This is a genomic window from Streptomyces sp. NPDC005775 (assembly GCF_042871565.1).
Taxonomy (GTDB): Bacteria; Actinomycetota; Actinomycetes; order Streptomycetales; family Streptomycetaceae; genus Streptomyces.
In genome coordinates this window covers 100,917-123,034 of record NZ_JBIAIU010000007.1, presented here as the reverse complement: position 1 = coordinate 123,034, position 22,118 = coordinate 100,917, and the positions used below count along the sequence as shown (strand labels likewise).

Genomic DNA, 22,118 nt, shown 5'->3' with positions numbered 1-22,118 from the left:
CGCCGCGGCCCGCTATCGGCTACTCAGGGTACTTGTCGGCGTTTCGAAGCGTTACGCCACGTTTTCTCGGCAATCCATGCCATTCCTTAGGCGATCGCTTGATCAGTACGACAATCATCCCGGTTCGAAGGAGTTCAGCATGCGCATTTCCGCTTCCGTCCGTTCGCGCAGTGTCCGTGCCGGTGCCGCTGCAGCCGCCGCGGTCGCCATGGCCGGAGTCACGCTCGCCGGGGCATCCACCGCCTACGCCCTCCCTGGCGACAGCGGCGACATCGACATTCGCTCGGGCGGCTGGAACTCCCACGGCGGCGACGGGGTCGAGGTCTGCAAGTTCGTCCTCTCCGCCAGCAACTTCGAGTCCCTGCCTGCCGTTCCCTGGACGATCACCGCGCAGCCCCCGAGCGGTCCCGCCGGCGACACCCTGCAGAGCACGCTGCCGCTCGTGAACGGCTCGGCGCGCAGCCAGGAGTACCTGCTCCCGCAGGGCACGTACCAGCTGGTGTGGATCGTCCCGGCGGGCCCGAAGCAGAAGAGCTTCCGGGTCGACTGCTCCAAGCCCGCCGACAAGGGCGGCCGCGCGGAGGGCAACAACCAGAACTCGTCCGCGTCGGGTGCCGAGTCGGGCTACGAGAAGTCGTCGGGTGCCGAGTCGGGCTCCGAGAAGTCGTCGGGTGCCGAGACGGGCTACGAGAAGCCGTCGGGTGGTGTGCCCGCCGGCGGCGGTGGCGTCCCGGACGTGGAGAACCTCAGCTCCGAGAGCGACTGGAACGTCGGGACCACCGCCGCGCTGGCCGCCGGCGCGGCCGGAGCCGCAGGGCTGATCATGGTCCGCCGAGCCGCACGCCGTCGTGCCCGCAACGAGGCATAACGCCCGCACCCGACGGCGACGACGACGTGGGCCGAGTCGCGCGTGCCGTCTCACGATGACACTGTGCGTGCTCTCCGTGGTGGTGACCGGCATCGTCCGGGCGAGCTCCGACTCGCCGGACGGTCCGTCGGTCACCGCCGCCCACGGCGGTGATGCCGCGGGCGGCGGCGATCTGCCGGCCCAGCGCGTCTCCCTCGCGCCCCTGTCACGCTCGCGACCGGTGAAGATCACGGTGCCGGCCATCTTCATCCAGGCCCCGGTCACCGGTCTCGAGCTCGACAAGAAGGGGCGCCTGGGCGCTCCGCCGATGAGCAAGCCGAAAGAGGTGGGCTGGTACCGGAACGGCCCGTCACCCGGTGACGCGGGAACGGCTCTGATCGTCGGTCACCGCGACACCGAGACAGGGCCGGCGATCTTCCTGAACCTCAACGCCCTGCACCGGGGCGACACGGTGAAGGTCACCCGGGCCGACCGGCGTACCGCCGTCTTCACCGTCGACGAGGTCAAGACCTACACGAAGGACAAGTTCCCGGATGACAAGGTGTACGGGGACACCGGCCGTCCGGAGCTCAGACTCATGACGTGCGGCGGACGCTTCAACAAGAAGAACGGCTACTCGGCCAACGTCGTCGTCTTCGCCCACCTGACGTCACTGAAGACACAGACGGTCTGAGGGCTGTCAGCGATACAGGAACCGGCCGGTACCTCGGGGGCGAGGTACCGGCCGCCCGCGTTTTCGCCCCGCCCGGACGAAGCGGCGGCCAGGAGTGTCCTGCGGACAGGAACCCGTCCGGAAGCCACTTCGATCATCAGCATCGCCAACCAAGCCCAGGTGGCCGCGAGTTCAGCCGCAAAGCTTGAACACAAATCACACACACCCCCTCTACATACCGGCCCTGATGGTCTAGATTGACCGTGCTTCGGCTGTTCGGGTACGAGGCGACCAGTAATGATCTATAGGTCCGGCGCTACGGAATGCCAGCAGTCGCGTCCCGACGCCGGACCCGGGGGATGACCAGACCTTGGAGCCCGGGAGGGGACCTCGGGTGCGAGAAGAGCACCCGGGACTTCGACGGGTTCCCACACACCTCGACAGTCCGGCAGGCCATGCGCCACGGCAGTGAGCCGGTCGAGTGACTCCGAAGTACGGGATGCCGTGCACGCGACACGGGGGGCGGGGGCCCCCGGGGGGAGAAGCAGGCGGGGGGCGGGGGCCTCCCGTGGGAGAAACAGTGCGAGGCGAACACGTCGAACCACTGGAACCTGGGGGGTTCTGTGCGGCAAGGGGGATTAGTCAGCCCTTTTCCGTCGGCGCGCGAGCGTCTGGCGGACGGGTCGGTCAGCCGGCCCGTGATCGACTGGGAACAGCGCTACCACCGCACCGTGATCACGAGCGACACGTTGGCCACCGCCTTCGTGGTGACGGCCATCGGCAACTTCTTCGGAGCCCGGGACGCGGCCAACTGGCACGAGAAATGGGGAATTCTCGCATGCGGCACCGAACTGCTGGTGCTGGGCTCACTTGCGGCGAGCCGGTCGTGGGCTCCGGCCGTGCTCGGCCAGGGCGCCGAGGAATTCCGCAGGCTCGGACGCTCACTGTTCATGGCGACCGTCGTGCTGGCGTTCGGCGGAATCGCCCTCACCTCGCGCAACATCAAGCTCTGGATCTTCGTCGCTGTCCCCGCGATCGCTCTCATCACCATGACCGAGCGGTATCTGCTGCGCCTGTGGCTGCACAAACAGCGGAAGGAAGGACAGTGTCTGCGCCCGGTGCTCGCCGCCGGGAGCCCGGCCACCGTGCGCGACCTGATCACCCGGACCCGCAAGCTCCCGCATCTCGGCTGGCGCGTGGAGGCGGTGTGCACGCCGGACGGCCTCGGCTTCGGTGGTGACCTGCTGGACGGAGTGCCGGTCGTCGGCCGGCTGACGGACGTCGCCACCCACGTCCACTGCGACGGCTACCGGGTCGTCGCGGTGACACCGGACCCGCACTGGTCACCGGACCGGCTGCAGCGGCTGGCCTGGAACCTCGAAGGCAGCGATACCGAGATGGTCGTGGCCCCCGTACTGATGGAGGTGGCCGGCCCGCGGCTGCACATCGACGCGGTGCTCGGGATCCCGCTGCTGCGGGTCAGTATGCCGACCTTCACCGGGGCCCGCCGGTCGGTCAAAGGGGTCGTCGACCGGACGGGCGCGGCGATCCTGCTGATGCTGTTCGCGCCGCTGATGGTGTGCGTCGGGCTGCTCGTACTGGTGGACAGCCGGGGTGGGGCGTTCTACCGCCAACGCAGGGTCGGCAAGGACGGCCGCGAGTTCACCATTCTCAAGTTCCGCACCATGGTCGCCGGGGCGGACGCGGCACTTGCCGGCCTGGCCGACCGGAACGAGGGGGCGGGCCTGCTGTTCAAGCTCCGCCGGGATCCGCGGGTGACCCGGGTGGGGGCGGTACTGCGCCGGTACTCGATCGACGAGCTCCCACAGCTCCTCAACGTCCTCGCAGGATCGATGTCGCTCGTCGGCCCGCGGCCACCGCTGCCGAAGGAGTCCGCCGCATACGGCCCGGACATCCGGCGGCGGCTGCTGGTCAAGCCCGGACTCACCGGCCTGTGGCAGATCAGCGGACGCAGCGACCTGTCGTGGGAGGAGGCCGTCCGGCTGGACTTGCGGTACGTGGAGGACTGGTCGCTCGCCCTGGACACAGTGATCTTGTGGAAGACCCTGCGGGCGGTGCTTCACGGGCAGGGGGCCTACTGATGCGCGGGAGCATCCGTCCGGCCGTTGTGCGGACCGCAGGCCGAGAGGGCCTGCCTGGGGGGAGGAACACGTCATGAGGGTCAGCGTTTTCGGGCTCGGCTACGTGGGCTGTGTGTCGGCCGCGTGCCTGGCCAGCATGGGGCACGAGGTCATCGGGGTCGACGTGAACCAGGTGAAGGTCGACCTGGTCAACGACGGCAAGGCACCGCTGGTCGAGGAACGGATCGGCGAGCTCATCGCCGAGGTCGTGCGGACCGGAGCGTTACGCGCCACCGGCGACGTCCACGAGGCGATCATGGGCAGTGAGGTGTCGCTGGTCTGCGTGGGCACGCCGTCGGAGCCCAACGGCAGCCTCTGCACCACGTACTTGGAGAGGGTCACCGAACAGATCGGCGCCGCGCTGGCCGCGCGGGGTGGACGGCACAGCGTCGTGTTCCGCAGCACCATGCTGCCGGGCACCTGTCTGAACGTTCTGGTTCCGATCCTGGAGAAGTACGTCGGCGGCACGGTCGGGGTGGACGTCGGGGTCGCGGTCAACCCGGAGTTCCTGCGCGAGGGAACGAGCGTGCGGGACTTCTTCGACCCGCCCAAGACCGTCATCGGCGAGCTCGACCCGGCAAGTGGCGACGCGGTGATGGCGCTGTACGACGGAGTGCCCGGCGAGGTGTTCCGGGTCCCCGTCCCGACGGCCGAGGCGATCAAGTACGCGGACAACGCGTTCCACGGCCTCAAGATCGGCTTCGCGAACGAACTGGGCGCGGTGTGCCAGGCACTCGGGGTGGACTCGCACCAGGTGATGGACGTGTTCCTGGCCGACCGCAAACTCAACATCAGCCCCGCCTACCTGAGGCCCGGCTTCGCCTTCGGTGGCTCGTGCCTGCCCAAGGACCTGCGCAGCCTGGTCCACGCGGCGCGGCGGGCCGACGTCGCGGTGCCCATCCTCGCCCACGTGCTGCCCTCCAACTCCGCACATCTGCAGCGCGCGGTGGAGTTGGTGGAGCGCACCGGCAAGCGTCGGGTGGGCCTGTTCGGACTGTCCTTCAAACCCGGCACCGACGACCTCCGCGAGAGCCCGCTCGTCGAGCTGGCGGAGAGACTCTTCGGCAAGGGTTACGACCTGCGGATCTACGACCCCAACGTGAACCTGTCCCGGCTGCTCGGCGCCAACCGCGAGTACATCGAGACCCGGCTGCCGCACCTCGCGCAACTGCTCGCGGAGTCCGTCACCGAGGTACTCGAACACGCCGAGGTGTGCCTGGTCGGGACCGGGGACCCGGCCGTCCTGTCGGCGCTGCCGCATGGTGACGGCCCGATGATCGTCGACCTCATCCACCTTCCCGACGCCGATGCGCGCCGGGCCGAACCGGGGTACGTGGGCCTTGCCTGGTGACGCGACCGGCGGCGACCGGCGGAGCCGGCGTGCGCTGATTCTGGTGGAGAACCTGTCGGTGCCGTTCGACCGGCGGGTGTGGCAGGAGTGCACGACGCTGCGCGACGCGGGCTGGGACGTACACGTCATCTGTCCCCGGGGGGAGAAGCGGGACACGGAGCCGGAGGCGGAGATCGACGGAGTGCGGATCCACCGCTACCCGTTGCGTGCGGCCACCGGAGGGCCGGCCGGCTACCTGCGGGAGTACGGGTCGGCGTTGTGGCACACGGTCCGGCTGGCCCGCAAGGTCGGCCCGGTCGACGTGGTCCACGCCTGCAATCCGCCCGACCTCCTGTTCCTGCCGGCCCTGTGGCTGAAGCGGCGGGGCGCGCGGTTCGTCTTCGATCAGCACGACCTGGTGCCCGAGCTGTACCTCTCGCGGTTCGGCCGCGGCGAAGATCTGCTCTACCGCGCCGTGTGCGCGCTGGAGCGGCGGACCTACCGGGCCGCGGACGTCGTCCTTGCCACGAACGAGAGCTACCGGGACGTCGCACTGCGCCGTGGGGGCCGAGCTCCAGCGGACGTCTTCGTGGTGCGCAGTGCGCCCGACACCAGCCGATTCCATCCGGTGCCGCCCGAGCCGGAGCTGAAACGCGGCAAACCTCATCTGCTGTGCTACCTCGGCGTCATGGGCCCCCAGGACGGCGTCGACTACGCCCTGCGCGCCCTCGCGAAGCTGCGCGACGAGCTCGGGCGGACCGACTGGCACGCGGTGTTCGTGGGCTCCGGCGACGCCTTCGACGCGATGGTGGAACTGTCCCGGCGGCTCGGGCTCTCGGAGCAGGTGCAGTTCACCGGACGCATCCCCGACGCCGACCTGGTGCGCTACCTGTCCACCGCGGACGTGTGCCTCTCCCCCGACCCGCGTAATCCGCTCAACGACGTGTCGACCATGAACAAGGTCCTGGAGTACATGGTGATGGGCCGGCCGATTGTCTCGTTCGACCTGCGGGAGGCGCGCGTCTCCGCCGGAGACGCCGCCGTCTACGCGCCCGCCAACGACGAGGCCGGGTTCGCCGGGCTCATCGCACTGCTGCTGGACGATCCGCAGGAGCGCGCCCGGATGGGCAGGATCGGCCAGGAACGGATCAGCGGGCCGCTCGCCTGGCGGCATTCCCAGCGATCGCTGCTCGATGCCTACGCCGCGGCCTGCCGTCACCGCACTCCGGTGTCGACGGGCGACCAGGACCGGGCACGGAAGAGGCCGCACCGTTGAGCGATGACACGATACGCCTGGTCACCATCGGCCGGATCGTCCGTCGGCGCCGGCGGCTCCTCACCGTCCTCGCCCTGGTGGGTGCACTCGTCGGCTTCGGGACCTCGCTGCTGTTTCCGCCTCGCTACGCGGCCTCGGCATCGGTGCTGCTGCCGGGAGCGTGGGAGGAGCGTGAGCTGCTGACCCAGGCGCAGATCGCGACCAGTTCGGTGGTGATCGACCGCACGGCCGCCACGCTCGGCTGGGCCGGGGTCAGCGGCAGCGAGCTGCGGGACCGGGTGAGCGCCGAGGCCGCCGACGGGAACATCATCAAGATCTCGGGGACGGCCGGAACACCGGAGCGTGCACAGCGGCTCGCCGACCAGGTGGCCCAGCAGTACGTGACGTTCGCCGCGCGGATCTCAGGGGACAACACCGACCCCGAAGCGGCGGCGGGGCCCGAGGCGCTGCGGAAGATGGTGGAGCGGACCAGCCTGCGCATCACCGACCTGGCCACCGCGGCCGGGCAGGGGCAGAGCGTGGAGAGCGTGCAGACCCGCACCGAACTCGCGAAACTGCGGTCCGCGCTGCAGGAGGCCGTCAACAAGCTTGACGAGGCCGGCCCGGCTGCCGGCAAGGCCCACACGGTCGTCATGGGCCCGGCGGCCCGGCCGTCCGGCGAGGCACCGCCGACGCGGACCCAGCTCGTCGTCGGCGGGGCGCTGCTGTTCGTCCTGCTCGCGGTCATCGGCCATCTCACCGCCGCACGGGCAAGTCGCCGGCTGCGTACGGAACCGGAGATCGCCGCGGCGCTGGGCTCGACGCTGCTGGGCACCGTCGACGTACCTGGCGAGAGGCCGGCGCACCGGCCGGAAGGCCGCGGCGCGCGGGCCCGGATCCGTCGGCTGCTGGGCGTCGACGTCCGGTGGGACATACCGACCCCGCGGACGTCCGGCGACGAGACCGGCAGCCGGATCCGCTACCGGCGGGTGTGCGCCCGCGTCCGGGACCGGCTGCCGGCCCCCCGGCGGCTGCTGGTCGTCGTCCCGGACGGCGACGAGATCGCCCGCAGGGCCGCCGGGCAGCTCGTCGCCGAGGCCGGGGGCGATCCGGTGCTGCGGGTGGTAGGGGTCTCGGTGTCCCGGCCGACGGTGCCGGAACGCGACGACGAGTCCGGCGCACTGGTCGTACTCGGTGCGGGCAACTGGACCGCCGTGGAGCTCGCCGGCATCGCCGAGGCGTGTGCGGACGCCACGCACGAGATCGTCGGCGTTGTCGTCGCCGACGCGGTCCGGGCTCGTCCGACGCGGGCTGCCGGCCATCCTCCGCAGGCCGTCATGCCCGCGGTCACGGTCGGCGTCGACGCACGGGGAGGTTCGGCGTGACGACGAGCACGGCTTCGGAGCCGTCGGCCGCCGCTCCGCTCCTCGACCTGCAGGCGCTGGTGGTCGCTGTGCGCCGGCGCCGCCGTCTGTGGTCTTCCATGGCGCTGCTGGGGCTGCTGGTCGGCGCGGCGGTGGCGGTCCTCATGCCGCCGCCGCCGACCGCGGTGACCAAGGTGCTGGTCGCGCATCAGGCGGACCAGCCGAACGATCCCGGAACGCTCATCCGTACCGACGTCGCGCTGCTGCGGACCACGCGGATCGCCAGTAATGCCCTGCGGTCCCTCGGGTCTTCGGAGAGGCCGGAGGACTTCATGCGGGAGTACGGGGGTCTCGGCCTGACCAACAACCTGCTGCAGATCGATGTGACGGGTGACAGCGACGCGGAAGCCGTGGCCCGGGCCGGGGCGCTGGCCGACGCGTTCGTCGCGGACCATGTGAAGCGGATACAGGAAGGCGCGAACGCCGAGGCCAAGGCTCTCCTCGATCAGCGCGACCGGATGCGCGACGAACTGGCCCGGGTCAACAAGACGATCGGAGAGGGCGCGACGGGGAGCGGCCCGGAAGCCTCGGCGAACCTCGAGTCGCTCTTCGCCCGACGGGCCGAACTCACCTCGCGGATAGCCGACTTCGATCAGCGCGCCGCGGATGCGCGTACCGGCACTCCCCCGCTCGTCGCCGGCACGCAGATCGTGGACGGCCCGCGCACCGTGCGGCACTCCCTGCCCAGGGCCACGGCCACCGACGCCGCGATCGGTCTCGCCCTCGGACTCGCCCTAGGACTCGCGCTGGCCGCGATCGGCGCGGTGGTGGCGGACCGCCCGGTGCTGCGCCGGGAGATCGCGGCGAACCTGGGCGCCTCGGTCATCGCGGAACTGCGCCGCACGCCCCGCCGGTCGGCCGGACCGTGGCAGCGCCGACGGACCCGGGCGGCACGGGCCAGGCTCACCGCGACCCTGGCCCGCATCGTCCGCGGCTCGGCGGAACCGGTGTCGCTGCTGGAACTGGGCTGTTCGCGCGGGACAGGCGTCATCGCCCTGGACCTCGCCGGCGCACTGGCGGAGGACGGGCCGGTGGTGATCGTCGATCATCTGCCCGGCCTGCGGCTCGCCGATCGCCGCCGGAAGCCGGGAGATCCCACGGTCGTCGGTGTCGAGCGTGCCGGCGACCTGCCGCATCAGGAGCGCCGGCTCGGCGTCGGCTCGGTGGCGCCCGGCACGGCGTGGACCGACCTCCAGTACCTCGGCACCCGGACCGTGCTCGTCGTGCGCGCCGGGCGCGGCAGCGCCGCATGGCTGCACACCGTGGCGCGGCAGCTCGCGGACCAGCGCATTCCGGTGCTCGGCGTCGTGTTGGTCGACCCCGATCCGCGTGACCGGACCGACGGCACGCTGTGGGACAGGCCGCACACCACGCCGCGCGGCCCCAACGAGCGGCCGGCCCTGCAGAACGGTGGGGGTACCTCCCACGCCGCCCAGGCGGGAACGGAGCGGCTGCCGACGTGGGCCGCACGGATCCCGGACAGCGACCAGGAGGCGCGGTAGACATGTGTGGCATCGCAGGCACTTACCGATGGCCGGACGGGAAGGTCGTGACCGACCGGCTCACCGACGCCCTCGTCCACCGCGGCCCGGACGGGGCCGGCCGGTACAGCTACCCCGCCGGTGACGGCGAGGTCCACCTGGGGCACCGCAGGCTGGCCATCATCGACCTGACCGAAACCGGCGCCCAGCCGATGGTCTCGGACGGCCTCGTCCTGACGTACAACGGCGAGCTGTACAACGCGCCCCAGCTGCGTGCCGAACTGGCGGCCTCCGGGGTGCGCTTCCGCGGCACCTCCGACACCGAGGTGCTGCTGGAGGCCTGGCGCCGCTGGGGCACGGACTGCCTGCCCCGGCTGCGCGGCATGTTCGCGTTCGGGATCTTCGACGAGCGAACCGGCGACCTGGTGCTCGCCCGCGACCAGCTCGGCATCAAGCCGCTGTTCCTGCTCCGGCGCGGCGGCGGTCTGATGTTCGCCTCCGAGCTCAAGGCGCTCGCCGCCGCCACCGGCGGGTCGCTCCAGGTGGACCACGCGGCGCTGGTGGCCTCACTGCTCTACTACTGGGTGCCGGACTCCCGGTGCGCGTTCCGCGAGGCGGAGAAGCTGCCGCCGGGGACCTGGATACGGTGCCGGCCCGACGGCCAGGTGCGGCGCGGCCGGTTCTGGAACCTCCGGGACGTCGCCTCCGAAGGCCGGGAGCGGGCCCGGAGCGGCGAGCTTCCGGATGTCGCCGCCGTCGTCGAGGAGTCGACCCGACGTCACCTGCTCTCCGACGTACCCGTGGCGACCTTCCTCTCCGGCGGTCTCGACTCCAGCTATCTGACCGCGCTGGCGGCCCGCGACCGACCCGGGATCTCCGCCTACACGATCGGGTTCCGTGCCGAGGACGCCAAGTTCGAGGCGATGCCCGACGACCTCCGCTATGCCCGGCAGGTGGCCGAGCGGTTCGGCGTCGACCTGCACGAGATCGAGATCGCTCCGAACGTGCTCGACCTGCTGCCGCGGATGACCCACCACCTGGACGAGCCGATCGGCGACCCCGCCGCGATCAACACGTTCCTCATCTGCTCGGCCGCCCGGGAGGCCGGGGTCAAGGTGATGCTCTCGGGGATGGGCGCCGACGAGCTGTTCGCCGGTTACCGCAAGCACCTGGCCAACCTGATCGCGCTGCGCTACCAGCGCGTCCCGCGGCCCCTGCGGCGCGGCCTGTCCGGGGCCGTGGACCGGCTGCCGGTCGCCACGGCCCGCCGGGGGTACCGGTCGGTGCGGTTCGCGAAGCGGTTCCTCACCTTCGCCGGTCTGCCGGAGGAGACCGCGTTCCGGCGCAGTTACACCATGTACGACCAGGACGAGCTGCTCGCCCTGGTCGATCCGGACCTGGCCGGGACGGTCGATGACGTGCTGACCGAGCACACGGACATCTACGAGGACAACGACCTCGACGACTTCGTCAACCGCATGTGCCTGGGCGACACCCGGATGTTCCTGCCGGGCCTGAACCTCGCGTACACGGACCGGTCGAGCATGGCCGCGTCGACCGAGGTGCGGGTGCCGTACGTGGACGTCGAGGTCGTCAGGGCGGCGTTCGCCGTGCCCGGCGACCGCAAGATCGTCGGCCGGCAGGGCAAGGCCGTCCTCAAGGAGGCGGCCGGCACGATCCTGCCCCGGGAGATCGTGTACCGGCCCAAGGGCCTGTTCAGCGCCCCGCTGCGCGCCTGGATGAGCCGGGATCTGGCACCGCTGGTGCGCGAGGTGGTGAACGACGGCGTACTCGTCAGTTCCGGCTTCCTGCGCCGCGACGCGCTGGCCCGCATGGTCGCCGAGGACGCCGCCGGGCAGCGGGACTTCTCCAAACATCTGTGGCATGTGCTGACGCTCGAGTACTGGTATCGCGGCGCGACCTCTGGGTCCGACTGAGGCACTCGTTCAACTGCTTGGGAAATCAGAGGAGTTCAGGTGAAGCAGGTCGTACAGAACTACAAGAGCGGCGAGCTGGCGGTGCTCGACGTGCCGGTGCCGGGGTGCAAGCCGGGCGGTGCGCTGGTCCGGACCGGCTACTCGCTGATATCCACCGGGACCGAGCTCATGAAGGTGTCCGAGGCGGGCATGTCGATGCTGGGCAAGGCCCGCTCCCGGCCGGACCAGGTGGCCAAGGTCATGCAGAGCGTGGCCACCAGCGGAGTTCCCGCGACCTACCGCAAGGTGATGGGCAAGCTGGACTCCTACACGCCGCTGGGCTACTCGCTGTGCGGGGTGGTCGAGCAGGTCGGCACCGGCGTCGACGATGTGGCGGTCGGTGACCTCGTGGCCTGCGCCGGCAATGAGCACGCGCTGCATGCCGAGCTGAACTGGGTGCCGAAGAACCTCTACGCCCGGGTGCCCGATGGACTCGCACCGCGGCACGCGGCGTTCGGCACCGTCGGGTCCATCGCGTTGCAGGGCGTCCGCCGCGGCGAGTCGCAGCTCGGGGACGTGGCGCTGGTCATCGGCCTCGGACTGATCGGGCAACTGGTGGTGCAGTTGCTCGCCGCGTCGGGAGTCCGCGTCGTCGGGGTCGACCCCGACCCGCTGCGCTGCGAGCTCGCCGAGCGCCTGGGCGCCGCCGCCTGCGGGGACCCGGAGTCGACCGCCGTGGAAGCCGCCGTCGCCGAACTCACCGGCGGCCTGGGCGTGGACCAGGTGTACCTGGCCGCCGGCGGCGGCAGCAACCAGCCCGTCGAGCTGGCCGCCCGGATGAGCCGGGACCGCGGCCGGGTCGTCGACATCGGCAAGTGCCGCCTGGACCTGCCGTGGAACGCGTACTACGAGAAGGAGCTCGACGTCCGGTTCTCCCGTTCGTACGGCCCCGGGCGCTACGACCCGGAGTACGAGCTCGAAGGGCGCGACTACCCGATCGGCTACGTGCGCTGGACCGAGCGCCGCAACCTGGCGTGCTTCCTCGATCTCCTCGCCCGTGGCCGCGTCGACGTGGAGCCCCTGGTCTCCCACACGGCCGACTTCGATGACGCCGTCGAGACGTACCAGCGCCTGCGGGACGGCGACCTGAAGGCCGTGGCGGTCCTGTTCCGGTACCCCGGCCCCGCCGAACACCCCGTCGCGGCCCCGGCGGTGGCCGTGCCGGCGGTGCACGTGCGGAGCGACGGCCGGGTGACCGCCCCCGCCCGGTCCGCCAAGGGGGCGGTGCGGGTGGCGTTCGCCGGCGCGGGGAACTACGCGACGTCGATGCTGCTGCCGCACCTGGCCCAGCGCGAGGGTGTCCAGCTGTCCACGGTCGTCACCACGACGGCGCTGTCCGCGGCCAACGCGAAACGGAAGTTCGGCTTCGCCGAGGCGACCACCGATCTCGACGCGGTGCTCGGCGACCCGTCCATCGACGCCGTGTTCGTGGTCACCCGCCACAGCTCGCACGCCGAACTGACCCGGAGGGCGCTGCTGGCGGGCAAGACGGTGTTCGTGGAGAAGCCCCTGGCCCTCACCGAGGACGAGCTGGCCGGCGTGCTCGCGGCGGTGGAGGAGTCCGGCAACGACCGGCTGCAGGTGGGCTTCAACCGCCGCTTCGCGCCGTTGCTGCAGGAGGCGAGGCAGCGGTTCGGCGCCCGGACCGGTCCGGCGAGCCTCCGCTACCTGGTCAACGCGGGCCGGCTGCAGCACGGCAGCTGGTACCTCCAGCAGAGCACCGAGGGCTCGCGCTTCGCCGGCGAGGGCGGGCACTTCATCGACACGGCGAGCTGGCTGCTCGACGCCGACCCGGTCTCCGTGTACGCGGTCGCCTCGTCCGGCAACGAGGACCTGCAGGTGGTGCTGCGCTACCCGGACGGGTCCACCGCCACCATCAGCTACGTCACCAACGGTGCCCCCGGCTTCCCCAAGGAGACGCTGGACCTGGTCGCGGACGGCAAGGTGTTGCGGCTCGACGACTTCGTCCGTGCCTCCGTGTACGGCGGCCGCCGGCGGTGGGCCAGCTCAGGGCTGCCCAGGGCCCGGGACAAGGGCCAGTCCGCCGAACTGGCCGCGTTCATCAAGGCGGTGCGCACCGGCGGGCCGATGCCGGTGCCCCTGGAGTCGCTGGTCGCCACCACGGCGGCCACCCTCGCCGTGCGGACCGGCCTGGCCGGCGGCGCGCCGGTGACGTTGGCGAGGGCGCGATGACGGTGCGCTCGGGCAGTCCGGGCTGGTACCTGCGCCGGCTGACCCGGATGGGGCCGCGGGAGGTCGGTGGCCGGGTGGGCGACGCGGTGCGCAGGCGGCGGTGGCGGTCGGCGCCGCCGGACTGCCCGAACGTGACCGACGCCCGGTTCACCGCGGTACTGCCCGCCGGGGCGGTCGCCGCCGTGCCACCGGACGCCGCGAAACGTCTCATCGCCGCGGCGGACCGGCTGATGGCCGGACACGCCGAGTACTTCGGGGTGGACCGCGACGACCTGGCCGAACCGGACTGGTGCCGCGACCCGAAGACCGGGCGCCGGGCGCCGTACGGCTACGCCTTCGACGTGCCGTACCGGAACGAGGACACGGTCGGGGACATCAAACAGATCTGGGAGCTGTCCCGGCATCAGTACCTCACCGTGCTCGCCGCCGCCTACGCGATCACCGGGAACGAGCAGTACGCCGAGCGAGTGGCCGCGCACCTGCGGCTGTGGTGGTCGGCCAACACGCCGCTGCGCGGCGTGCACTGGGTCAGCGGCATCGAGCTGGGGATCCGGCTGCTGTCCTGGGTGTGGATCCGCCGGCTGCTCGACGGCTGGCCGGGCGCGGCCGGGCTGTTCGAGGGCAACCCGGTGGCGGTGAACCAGATCTGGCATCACCAGCGCTGGCTGGCCGCCTTCCCCAGCCGGGGTTCGTCGGCGAACAACCACGTCATCGCCGAGGCCGCCGGGCAGTTCGCCGCGGCCTGCGCGTTCGGGTGGTTCCCCTCCTCGGCGCTCTGGCGGGCCGGCGCACTGCGGTCGCTGGAGCGGCAGCTTCGAAGCAACACCTTCGGCTCCGGCCTGAACCGCGAGCTGGCCACCGAGTACCACGGACTGGTGCTGGAGCTCGGCCTGGCCGCGGTGGCGGAGGCGGACGCCGCCGACGTGCCGGTCCCCGCGTCGATCCGGCTGGTGCTGCTGCGGATGACCGACGCGCTCGCGGCTGTCGTGGACGGCCGGCTGCGACCGCCGCGCCAGGGGGACGCGGACGACGGGCACGGTCTGGTCGTGGACGGCGCGGGCACCGACCGCTGGGCCTCGCTGCTGGCCACCGGGGACGCCGTGTTCGGACGCCTCGACTGGTGGCCGACGGTGAGCGGCACCGACGTGCGCACCCCGCTGCTGGCCGCACTCATCCGGCCCACCGCCCCGGCCGTGATCCGCCCGGCAAGCCGGCCGGCCCACTTCGCCGACGCCGGCATGACCATTCTGCGCGGTCCGGGCGAGATCTGGTGCCGCTGCGACGGTGGTCCGCACGGGTTCCTGTCCATCGCCGCGCACGCCCACGCGGACGCCCTGTCCGTGGAGGTCCGGCACGACGGGGTCGACGTGCTCGCCGACCCGGGGACGTTCTGCTACCACGGGCAGCCCGAGTGGCGGCAGTACTTCCGGTCGACCCTCGGCCACAACACCCTGCGACTGGACGACGGTGACCAGTCGGTCTCCGGCGGCCCGTTCCTGTGGACCCGCCATGCCCGCAGCCGCGTCCTGGTCGCCGACACATCCGGCGCCTCCGGCGCGGGTGCGGCCCGCTGGTGCGCCGAGCACGACGGCTACCGGGGCTCCGTACACCGCCGGCGAGTGGAGCTGACGGCCGAGAGCCGGGAGCTGAGGGTGATCGACGAGGTACGCGGCCCGCGCCGGACCGTGCAACTGGCGTTCCACCTCGGCCCGACGATCGCCGCGGACGTGAGGGAGAACCGGGCAGCGCTCACCTGGACCCGGGACGGTGAGGACCGCTCCGCCACGCTCGACCTGCCCGGGCAGCTGTCGTGGCGGGCGCATCGCGGCGAGAGCGATCCGCCGCTGGGCTGGTACTCCCCCGGCTTCGGGCGCAAGGAACCCGCCACCACGCTGGTCGGCACCGGCTTCACCGACGGCGCACAGGGGTTCACCACCGTACTCAGGTTCCACGGCTAGGGGGGAGGACGCGTGGGGATCAAGTGGCGGCACTGGACGCTGCCGGTGGCAACGCTGGTGCTGGTCCTGCCGGCGGCGACCGGCTGTGAGGACACGCCGGGCGGCGCGGCGGCGCCCTCCGGCGCGCCGTCCAGGTCCGCGGCGCCCTCCGTGGCCCGGGTGTGCGCCGAGCCCCCCGCCGGGCCGGTGAAGGCGCCGGCGGGCGCGGTGACGGTCGACCCCGCGGTGGTCGGTGACCTGGCCGCGAAGACCCTGAGCAGCCCCGCGCACACCACGTTCTGGCTTCGACCGGGCACACACCGGCTCAAGCCGGACCGCTACGCCCAGGTCATCCCCAAGAAGGGGAACCGCTACCTCGGGGCGCCGGGCGCGGTGCTCGACGGCCGGAAGACGAACCAGTACGCGTTCAGCGGTGCCGCCGAGGACGTCACCATCCGCTACCTGACGGTGCGCGGTTTCGTGGCGCCGCCGGACGAGGGCGTCGTCAACCACGACTCGGCCGACGGGTGGGTGATCGAGCACGCGGCGATCCGGAACAACTCCGGTGCCGGGCTGATGGCCGGTGCCCGCCAGCAGGTTCGCGCCAGTTGTCTGCGCGGCAACGGTCAGTACGGCATGAACGCGTACAAGGGCACCGGCCGGATCACCGGGCTGGTGGTCGAGGGCAACGAGATCGTGGGCAACAACACCGACGACTGGGAGCGGCGGCGGAAGGGCTGCGGCTGCACCGGAGGCGTCAAGTTCTGGGCCGTCGACGGAGCCGACGTACGCGGCAACTGGGTGCACGACAACCGCGGCACCGGGTTGTGGGCGGATACCAACAACAACGACTTCCGCATCGAGGACAACGTGCTGGAGGCCAACGACGGTGCCGCACTGATCTACGAGACCAGCTACAACGCGGTCATCCGCGACAACATGATCCGGCACAACAACTGGGTCGAGGGCCGCAGGAACGCCGACCGCGGCGACACCTTCCCGTTCGCCACCGTCTACCTGTCCGAGTCCGGCGGGGAACCACGCATCCGAGCCCGCACGGACGAGATCGAGATCTACGGGAACGTGCTGGAGGACAACTGGTCCGGCATCACCCTGTGGGAGAACGCCGACCGGTTCTGCAACAGCCCGGCCAACACCTCGTCAGGTAACTGCACATCGCTGGTGCGGGACACCAGGACCTGCGCGCAACCGGCGATAGCCACCGCACCGCTCCACGCGGACTGCCGGTGGAGGACCCAGCGGGTGGACATCCACGACAACAGCTTCGTCCTGGACACGTCCGTCGTCAGGTGCACGGTGAAGTGCGGCCGGATGGCGGTGCTGGCCAACTACGGCACGTATCCGGACTGGTCGCCGTACAAGGGCGAAGCGGTGGCTGAGGCGATCACCCACAAGCAGCACAACCGCTGGCACGACAACGTCTACCGCGGACCGTGGAGCTTCGTCGCCCACGACCCCAGCCGGGAACTCGACTTCTGGCAGTGGCAGGGCGAACCGTACCGACAGGACACCGGCAGCACCTTCGCGCCACGGGCCGGTGGTTGAGATGGACCGGGACCTGACGCGCGGCGAGCCGGCGGGCGGATCCGATGGGGCGGGCGCCGGGCCCGGCACCGCACCACGCCCCGCCGATACGCCGAAGGCCGTCGCAATCGTCTGGGGGCTGCTGATCCTCAACACGCTGGGTTCCGCCGGGGCGAAGACCATCGTCCCGCTGCCCCGCTCCCTCATCCAGATGGTCACCATGGGCGCCCTGGTGGCCGCGTTCGCGCTGGCGCTCGCACTCAATCTCCGGCTGCGCATCCGGGCGAGCGCCTTCGTGTTCCTGCTCACCCTGCTGCTGGTGCCGAGCGTGATCTCCAGCGTGGACCTGGGGTCCGGTGCCGGCGCGCTGTTCCGCTGCGCCCGACTGGCTCTCTTCGTCGGCACGTTGTGGCTGCTCAGCCGCTGGTGGGACGGCAGCCCGACGTTCGTCCGGCACCACATCCGGATGTACTTCGCGGTGCTCGCGTCGGTGGCCGCCGGTCTGGTCGTGTCACCGGGCGCGGCCATGCCCGAGCTCTACGGCGGGCGGCTGGTCGGCGCGTTGTGGCCGCTCACGCCGCCGCAGATCGGACAGTACGCCGCAGTGATCATCGGGCTCACCGTGCTGCTCGTTCTGGGCCGCCGGGCCGACAGGCGCAGCGCGGTGGCGGTCATCGTGCCGGCACTGGTCCTGCTCGCGCTGACTCATACCCGGACGGCCACGCTCGGCCTGCTCATCGGGCTGACGCTGGCGATCGGCTCGCTCATCCTGACCAGCGCCGGCGCCCGCCGGTTCTTCGCCTGGGCGGTGCTGGGCGCCGCCGTGATCGCGGTGGGGTTCGGTTCCCTGCTGCAGGCGTGGTTCCTGCGCGGACAGAGCCAGGAGAACTTCACCAGCCTCACCGGCCGGGCCAAGGTCTGGGACGCCCTGCTGGCAGCTCCGCGGACGCCGTCGGAGTACGTGTTCGGCACGGGGCTGGGCGACAAGTCGTTCGGCGGGCTGCCGATCGACAACAGCTGGCTGGCCGTCTTCCAGGAGCAGGGTATGACCGGCGTCGTCCTGGTGGCGGCGATCATCATCGTGCTGGGCGGCGTCGCGCTGCTGCGGCCGCCGTCGCTGTCGAGGGCCTGCGCGATCTTCCTGATCAGCTACTGCGCCATCGCGTCCTACACCGAGGCCGGGCTGGGCGACGCCTCGCCCTATCTGCTGCACCTGGCCGTGGCCGCCTCACTGCTGGCGGCACCCACCGCGGCCCCTTCCCCGACGCCCGACGAAGTCGCTGAACGGCGCATCCCACGGTGGGCCCCGAGATCGGAGGTGACCTGAACATGCACGTCCTGGTGGTGCACAACCGTTACGCCTCGGCGCAGCCGAGCGGGGAGAACAAGGTCGTCGACCAGGAGGTGGCTCTGCTGCGCGGAGCCGGCCACCGGGTCGGGGTGTTCGAGCGGCGCAGCGACGACATCGCCGCCCGGTCCCTGCTGGGCAAGGTCGCGCTACCGCTCCTGGTGCCGTGGAACCCGGCGGTCCGCACGGAGCTCGCCGCCCGGCTTCGCACCGAGCGGCCGGACGTGGTGCACCTGCACAACGTCTTCCCGCTCCTGTCACCGGCGGTACTGGCCGCCTGCGCCGACGCCGGCGTGCCCGCCGTGGCCACACTGCACAACTACACGCAGGTCTGCCCGCCCGGCACGCTGCACCGGGACGGCCGGCCGTGCACCGAGTGCGTCGGGTCCACGCCGCTGCCCGCTGTCCGGCACGGCTGCTACCGGAACTCCCGGCTGGCGACGGTGCCGCTCGCGGTCAGCCTGTCCGTCAACCGGCGGCGGTGGTGGTCCGGCGTGGAGCGGTTCTTCTGCATCTCGGCGGCCCAACGGGACGTCCTGGTAACGGCCGGCATGCCACCCGAGCGGCTGGCGGTGAAGCACAACTTCGTGCCCGACCCGGGCGCCCGCCGGACGGGGGCCGGCGAGCATCTGCTCTTCCTCGGGCGGCTCGCCGAGGCCAAGGGCGTGCGGCTGCTCATGGCCGCGTGGGACGAGATAGCCGCCGGCGGTGGTGTGGGCGTGCCGCTCGTGGTCGCCGGCACGGGTCCACTGGAACGAGAGGTGACCGCCTGGGCCGCGGGCCGGGACGACGTGCGGTACGTCGGCCTGTACGACTCGTCCCAGTGCCGGCAGGCGGTCGCACGGTCGGTCGCCGTGGTGGCTCCCTCCACGTGGCTGGAGGCGTTCGGCCTGGTGGTGGTGGAGGCGATGGCAGCGGGGGTTCCGGCCGTCGCCGCCGGTCACGGCGCCTTCGCCGAACTCGTCGAGGACGGCGTGACCGGGCTGCTGCACCAACCGGGCGCGACCGCCTCGCTCGCGTCGTGCATACGCCGGATCGCGGCCGAGCCGGTCCGCAACCGGGAGATGGGCGAGGCGGCCCGGCGACGCTACGAGGAGCATTTCAGCCCGTCCGTCGGGCTGGAGCGCCTGATGGATGAGTACCGCACCGCGATCGCGGGTCGGCCCGGCGGCGGGGACAGCCCGCCGCCGACAGGGGACAAACGCACTGGCTCGTGGCGGGGACACCCGCGCGGGCGGGATGGGGGCAGTAGATGACACGATGCCGACTCTGCGGCTCGGCGGCGCTCGCGAGCGTCGTCGATCTGGGGGCGACCCCGCCGTGTGAAAGCTTTCTCGCCGCGGACCAACTGGACGAGGCGGAGCCGGCGTACCCGCTGCACCTGCGGGTCTGCACCGACTGCTGGCTCGCGCAGATCCCTCCGCTCATCACGCCGGAGGAGACGTTCACGCAGTACGCGTACTTCTCCTCCTACTCGACCTCCTGGGTGGAGCACGCGCACACGTTCGTCGCCGACGCCGTACAGCGGCTGGGTCTCGACTCCGGGGAGAAGGACGCCTTCGTCGTCGAGGTCGCGAGCAACGACGGGTACCTGCTGAAGCACGTGGTGGACCGGGGTATCCGCTGCCTCGGCATCGAACCGTCGGTGAACGTCGGCGCCGCGGCGCGGGACGCGGGTGTGCCCACGCTCACGGAGTTCCTGGACCCGGCCACCGGTTCGGCCGTCCGCGCGGAGCACGGCCCGGCCGACCTGGTCGTGGCCAACAACGTGTACGCGCACATCCCCGACGTGGTCGGGTTCACCCAGGGGCTGCGTGCCCTGGTCGCCGACGACGGCTGGGTCTCCATCGAGGTGCAGCACCTGCTGACCCTGATCGAGGAGAACCAGTACGACACGATCTACCACGAGCACTTCCAGTACTACACGGTCGCGGCCGCGGCCCGCGCACTGGCGAGCGGCGGACTCACCCTCGTGGACGTCGAGTTGCTGCCCACGCACGGCGGCTCCATCCGGCTGTGGGCCCGCCCGGACGAGGCGGCCGGCGAGCCGACCCGGCGTGTGGCCGACGTACTGGACCGGGAGAAGGCCGCCGGGCTGCGGGAGCTGTCCGGGTACGCAGAGTTCTCCGCCCGGGTGGCCAAGGTGCGCCGGGACCTCCTGCGGTTCCTCATCGAAGCGGCCGAGCGCGGCGAGACGGTCGTCGGCTACGGCGCCCCGGGCAAGGGCAACACCCTGCTCAACCACTGCGGCATCCGGCCCGACCTGCTCCCGTACACGGTCGACCGCAACCCCTACAAGCACGGCAGGTTCACCCCGGGTGCCCGCATCCCGATCCTGCCACCCGAGCAGATCAGCACCGACAAGCCGGACTACGTGCTCGTCCTCCCGTGGAACCTGCGGGACGAACTGATCGAGCAGCTGTCCTTCGTGCACGCCTGGGGCGGCCGGCTGGTGTTTCCCATACCGGAACTGAGCATTGTCGAGGTCAAGTCATGAAGGTCGTACTGTTCTGCGGCGGTTACGGGCTGCGTATGCGCAACGGAACCTCCGACGACATGCCCAAGCCGATGGCGATGGTCGGCCCGCGGCCACTGATCTGGCACGTCATGCGCTACTACGCGCACTTCGGGCACACGGAGTTCATCCTGTGCCTCGGGTACGGGGCCCACCACATCAAGGACTTCTTCCTCAACTACGAGGAGACGACGTCCAACGACTTCGTCCTGCGCAACGGGCGGACCGAGCTGCTGTCCACCGACATCGCCTCCTGGACGATCACGTTCGCGCAGACCGGCATCGAGTCGCCGATCGGGGAGCGGCTGCGCCGGGTGCGGCACCACCTGGACGGTGACGAGATGTTCCTCGCCAACTACGCCGACGTGCTCACTGACGCCCCGCTGCCGGAGATGATCGACCGGTTCGCGCGGCGCGACGCCGGCGCGTCGATGATGGTGGTGCCGCCGCAGTCGTCGTTCCACTGCGTGGACCTGGGCGAGGACGGTCTGGTGGGGGGCATCACCGCGGTGAGCGAACTGCCGCTGTGGGAGAACGGCGGCTACTTCGTGCTCCGCCAGGAAGTCTTCGACCACATCCCGGAGAACGGCGACCTGGTCGCTGACGGATGCGCCCAACTGGCCAAACGGGGCCGGCTGACGGCGCACCGGCACTCCGGCTTCTGGAAGCCGACGGACACCGTGAAGGAGCGGGCCGCGCTCGACGCCGCCTACACCCGGGGCGACCGCCCGTGGGCCGTCTGGGAACAGGAGCGTGCGAGGGCGGACGCGACCGGCACAACGGTCCGCGCCGGAGCGGGGGCGTGATCCGCCTCGGGCCCGGACGGCTGACCCGGCTCGTCACGGTGGGCGCGCACTGCGACGACATCGCCATCGGCGCCGGCGGCACGCTGCTGACGCTGTGCCTCGCGCGGCCGGGGATCCGCGTCGACGCGCTGGTGCTCTCCGGCGGTGGCAGCGAACGGGAGCAGGAGGAGCAAGCCGCGCTCGCCGCCTTCTGCCCGGGTGCCGACCTGCGGCTGACCGTGCTCAAGCTTCCGGACGGACGGCTGCCCGCGCACTGGGACGAGGCCAAGAACGCGGTCGAGGAGCTGGGCGCGCGGACCGAGCCGGATCTCGTGCTCGCGCCGCGTACCGCTGACGCGCACCAGGACCACCGCGGCCTGGCGAAGCTCGTGACCACCACGTTCCGCGACCACCTCGTACTCGGCTACGAGATCGTCAAGTGGGACGGCGATCTCGGCCGTCCGACGGCGTACCAGCCGCTGTCGCCGGAGGTCGCCGAACAGAAGGTGCGGCTGTTGCAGGAGCACTACCCCTCGCAGCGGCACCGGCCCTGGTACGACCGGGAGGCCTTCCTCGGTCTCGCGCGGATCCGCGGCATCGAATGCCATGCGCGCTACGCCGAGGCGTTCGCCGCCACCAAACTCACTCTCGATCTGGGGGAATGACCC

General features: G+C 71.4%; 16 protein-coding genes. All 16 read left to right on the top strand.

The features are described 5' to 3' along the window. Positions 1 to 139 precede the first annotated feature (139 nt). The 16 genes from ACFYPA_RS18205 (at position 140) to ACFYPA_RS18130 (ending at position 22,115) form a co-directional block, all read left to right on the top strand. On the top strand, positions 140 to 868 hold the full coding sequence (locus tag ACFYPA_RS18205) for a hypothetical protein (RefSeq protein WP_389132801.1): 729 nt from the start codon (positions 140 to 142) through the stop codon (positions 866 to 868). A 55-nt stretch (positions 869 to 923) separates the two neighbouring features. After that, positions 924 to 1,541, top strand: a complete 618-nt coding sequence (locus ACFYPA_RS18200) for a class F sortase (RefSeq protein WP_359079159.1) — start codon at positions 924 to 926, stop codon at positions 1,539 to 1,541. 602 nt (positions 1,542 to 2,143) lie between these two features. Next, positions 2,144 to 3,622, top strand: coding sequence for a sugar transferase (locus tag ACFYPA_RS18195; protein WP_389132798.1), 1,479 nt, complete (start codon positions 2,144 to 2,146; stop codon positions 3,620 to 3,622). 73 nt (positions 3,623 to 3,695) lie between these two features. Then, entirely contained in the window at positions 3,696 to 5,012 is a 1,317-nt protein-coding gene (locus ACFYPA_RS18190) for a nucleotide sugar dehydrogenase (RefSeq protein WP_359079155.1), read from the top strand. After that, on the top strand, positions 4,969 to 6,267 hold the full coding sequence (locus ACFYPA_RS18185; protein WP_389132795.1) for a glycosyltransferase family 4 protein: 1,299 nt from the start codon (positions 4,969 to 4,971) through the stop codon (positions 6,265 to 6,267). Before ACFYPA_RS18190 ends, ACFYPA_RS18185 begins: the two co-directional genes overlap by 44 nt. Beyond that, positions 6,264 to 7,631: a Wzz/FepE/Etk N-terminal domain-containing protein gene (locus ACFYPA_RS18180; protein ID WP_389132792.1), complete on the top strand. Its 1,368-nt coding sequence runs from the start codon at positions 6,264 to 6,266 to the stop codon at positions 7,629 to 7,631. The genes ACFYPA_RS18185 and ACFYPA_RS18180 overlap by 4 nt, the downstream gene beginning before the upstream one ends. Continuing rightward, positions 7,628 to 9,172: a Wzz/FepE/Etk N-terminal domain-containing protein gene (locus ACFYPA_RS18175; RefSeq protein ID WP_389132790.1), complete on the top strand. Its 1,545-nt coding sequence runs from the start codon at positions 7,628 to 7,630 to the stop codon at positions 9,170 to 9,172. Before ACFYPA_RS18180 ends, ACFYPA_RS18175 begins: the two co-directional genes overlap by 4 nt. Before the next feature lie 2 nt (positions 9,173 to 9,174). Further along, positions 9,175 to 11,088 carry an asparagine synthase (glutamine-hydrolyzing) gene (gene asnB / locus ACFYPA_RS18170; protein WP_359316587.1) on the top strand — a complete coding sequence of 638 codons (1,914 nt, stop codon included), beginning with the start codon at positions 9,175 to 9,177 and terminating at the stop codon, positions 11,086 to 11,088. 39 nt (positions 11,089 to 11,127) lie between these two features. After that, a complete protein-coding gene (locus tag ACFYPA_RS18165; protein ID WP_389132788.1) occupies positions 11,128 to 13,320 on the top strand; it encodes a bi-domain-containing oxidoreductase in 2,193 nt (730 codons plus the stop codon). Beyond that, on the top strand, positions 13,317 to 15,278 hold the full coding sequence (locus ACFYPA_RS18160) for an alginate lyase family protein (protein WP_389132786.1): 1,962 nt from the start codon (positions 13,317 to 13,319) through the stop codon (positions 15,276 to 15,278). The genes ACFYPA_RS18165 and ACFYPA_RS18160 overlap by 4 nt, the downstream gene beginning before the upstream one ends. A 12-nt stretch (positions 15,279 to 15,290) precedes the next feature. After that, positions 15,291 to 16,823: a right-handed parallel beta-helix repeat-containing protein gene (locus ACFYPA_RS18155; RefSeq protein WP_359079142.1), complete on the top strand. Its 1,533-nt coding sequence runs from the start codon at positions 15,291 to 15,293 to the stop codon at positions 16,821 to 16,823. 1 nt (position 16,824) lies between these two features. Next, the gene (locus ACFYPA_RS18150) at positions 16,825 to 18,129 is read left to right on the top strand and encodes an O-antigen ligase domain-containing protein (RefSeq protein WP_389132784.1); all 1,305 of its coding nucleotides are present in this window, start codon (positions 16,825 to 16,827) and stop codon (positions 18,127 to 18,129) included. Positions 18,130 to 18,131: 2 nt separating this feature from the next. Beyond that, entirely contained in the window at positions 18,132 to 19,406 is a 1,275-nt protein-coding gene (locus ACFYPA_RS18145; RefSeq protein ID WP_389132781.1) for a glycosyltransferase, read from the top strand. Continuing rightward, positions 19,403 to 20,647 (top strand): class I SAM-dependent methyltransferase, encoded by a 1,245-nt coding sequence (locus tag ACFYPA_RS18140; RefSeq protein ID WP_359316573.1) that lies wholly within the window; start codon positions 19,403 to 19,405, stop codon positions 20,645 to 20,647. Before ACFYPA_RS18145 ends, ACFYPA_RS18140 begins: the two co-directional genes overlap by 4 nt. Then, entirely contained in the window at positions 20,644 to 21,471 is an 828-nt protein-coding gene (locus ACFYPA_RS18135) for a glucose-1-phosphate cytidylyltransferase (RefSeq protein WP_359079134.1), read from the top strand. Before ACFYPA_RS18140 ends, ACFYPA_RS18135 begins: the two co-directional genes overlap by 4 nt. Further along, a complete protein-coding gene (locus tag ACFYPA_RS18130) occupies positions 21,468 to 22,115 on the top strand; it encodes a PIG-L deacetylase family protein (protein WP_359316570.1) in 648 nt (215 codons plus the stop codon). Before ACFYPA_RS18135 ends, ACFYPA_RS18130 begins: the two co-directional genes overlap by 4 nt. Positions 22,116 to 22,118 lie beyond the last annotated feature (3 nt).

Excerpts from the sequence above, each read along its gene's own strand:
- ACFYPA_RS18190 (WP_359079155.1), top strand. The coding sequence starts at position 3,696 with ATGAGGGTCAGCGTTTTCGGGCTCGGCTACGTGGGCTGTGTGTCGGCC.
- ACFYPA_RS18145 (WP_389132781.1), top strand. The coding sequence starts at position 18,132 with ATGCACGTCCTGGTGGTGCACAACCGTTACGCCTCGGCGCAGCCGAGC.
- ACFYPA_RS18200 (WP_359079159.1), top strand. The coding sequence starts at position 924 with ATGACACTGTGCGTGCTCTCCGTGGTGGTGACCGGCATCGTCCGGGCG.
- ACFYPA_RS18140 (WP_359316573.1), top strand. The coding sequence starts at position 19,403 with ATGACACGATGCCGACTCTGCGGCTCGGCGGCGCTCGCGAGCGTCGTC.
- ACFYPA_RS18135 (WP_359079134.1), top strand. The coding sequence starts at position 20,644 with ATGAAGGTCGTACTGTTCTGCGGCGGTTACGGGCTGCGTATGCGCAAC.
- ACFYPA_RS18160 (WP_389132786.1), top strand. The coding sequence starts at position 13,317 with ATGACGGTGCGCTCGGGCAGTCCGGGCTGGTACCTGCGCCGGCTGACC.
- ACFYPA_RS18150 (WP_389132784.1), top strand. The coding sequence starts at position 16,825 with ATGGACCGGGACCTGACGCGCGGCGAGCCGGCGGGCGGATCCGATGGG.
- ACFYPA_RS18185 (WP_389132795.1), top strand. The coding sequence starts at position 4,969 with ATGCGCGCCGGGCCGAACCGGGGTACGTGGGCCTTGCCTGGTGACGCG.
- asnB (WP_359316587.1), top strand. The coding sequence starts at position 9,175 with ATGTGTGGCATCGCAGGCACTTACCGATGGCCGGACGGGAAGGTCGTG.
- ACFYPA_RS18205 (WP_389132801.1), top strand. The coding sequence starts at position 140 with ATGCGCATTTCCGCTTCCGTCCGTTCGCGCAGTGTCCGTGCCGGTGCC.